This is a genomic window from Saccharopolyspora thermophila (genome assembly GCF_014646075.1).
Lineage (GTDB): Bacteria > Actinomycetota > Actinomycetes > Mycobacteriales > Pseudonocardiaceae > Saccharopolyspora > Saccharopolyspora thermophila.
Map to the genome: position 1 here is coordinate 1 of NZ_BMMT01000042.1, position 1,409 is coordinate 1,409.

Consider the following 1,409-nt stretch of genomic DNA (forward strand, 5'->3'; position numbering starts at 1 on the left):
CGGTCAGTAGCGGTAGTGGTCGGGCTTGTACGGGCCGTCCACATCCACCCCGATGTAGGCCGCCTGCTCCTTGGTCAACCGGGTCAACTTCACCCCCAACGCATCCAGATGCAACCGCGCCACCTTCTCATCCAGATGCTTGGGCAACACATACACCTGCCGATCATACTCACCCGGCTTGGTAAACAACTCGATCTGCGCGATCGTCTGATTCGTAAACGAGTTCGACATCACAAAACTCGGATGCCCCGTAGCATTCCCCAGATTCAACAACCGCCCCTCCGACAGCACAATAATCGAATGCCCGTCCGGGAACGTGTACTCATGCACCTGCGGCTTGATCTCCTGCCTACGAATCCCAGGCACCCGCTCCAACCCAGCCATATCGATCTCATTATCGAAATGACCGATATTGCCCACGATCGCCTGATGCTTCATCCGCGCCATGTGCTCAGCCGTGATGATGTTGAAATTCCCCGTCGCGGTCACGAAAATATCCGCCGTGTCCACCACATCTTCCAACACCGTCACCTGGAAACCATCCATCGCCGCCTGCAGCGCGCAAATCGGGTCAATCTCCGTCACGATCACCCGAGCACCCTGCCCCCGCAGCGACTCCGCACACCCCTTACCCACATCACCGTAACCGCACACCACAGCGACCTTACCGCCGATCAACACATCCGTGGCCCGGTTGATACCATCAATCAACGAATGCCGACACCCATACCTGTTGTCGAACTTCGACTTCGTCACCGAATCATTCACATTGATCGCCGGAAACAGCAGATCACCACTCTTAGCCAACTCATACAACCGGTGCACACCCGTGGTCGTCTCCTCGGTCACCCCCCGAATCCCCGCCGCGATCCGAGTGAACCGCTTCCCATCCTCAGCCAGACTCCGCCGCAACGTCTCCAGAACGACCCCGTACTCCTCCGAATCCCCCTCCGAACACTGCGGCACCCCACCAGCAGCCTCAAACTCCACACCCTTGTGCACCAACAGCGTGGCATCCCCACCATCATCAAGAATCATGTTCGGGCCCTCATCACCGAACCGGAACAACTGATCGGTGCACCACCAGTACTCCTGCAGCGACTCACCCTTCCACGCAAACACCGGCACACCCTCCGGCGCCTCCGGCGTCCCGTTCGGGCCCACCACCACCGCCGCCGCAGCCTCATCCTGCGTAGAAAAAATATTGCACGACGCCCACCGCACCTGCGCACCCAACGCCACCAGCGTCTCAATCAACACCGCGGTCTGCACCGTCATATGCAACGAACCCGCAATCCGCGCCCCCCGCAACGGCTGCGACCCCGCATACTCCCTACGCGTCGCCATCAAACCCGGCATCTCATGCTCAGCCAACCGAATCTGATGCCGCCCCGCCTCCGCCAACGACA

Annotated in this window: 1 protein-coding gene; it reads right to left on the bottom strand. The window is 59.8% G+C overall.

The window, feature by feature from the left end; genetic code table 11:
- Positions 1-3: 3 nt before the first annotated feature.
- The coding region (ahcY, locus tag IEY17_RS24960) for an adenosylhomocysteinase (RefSeq protein WP_188991919.1) at positions 4-1,409 on the bottom strand (1,406 nt) is incomplete at its 5' end.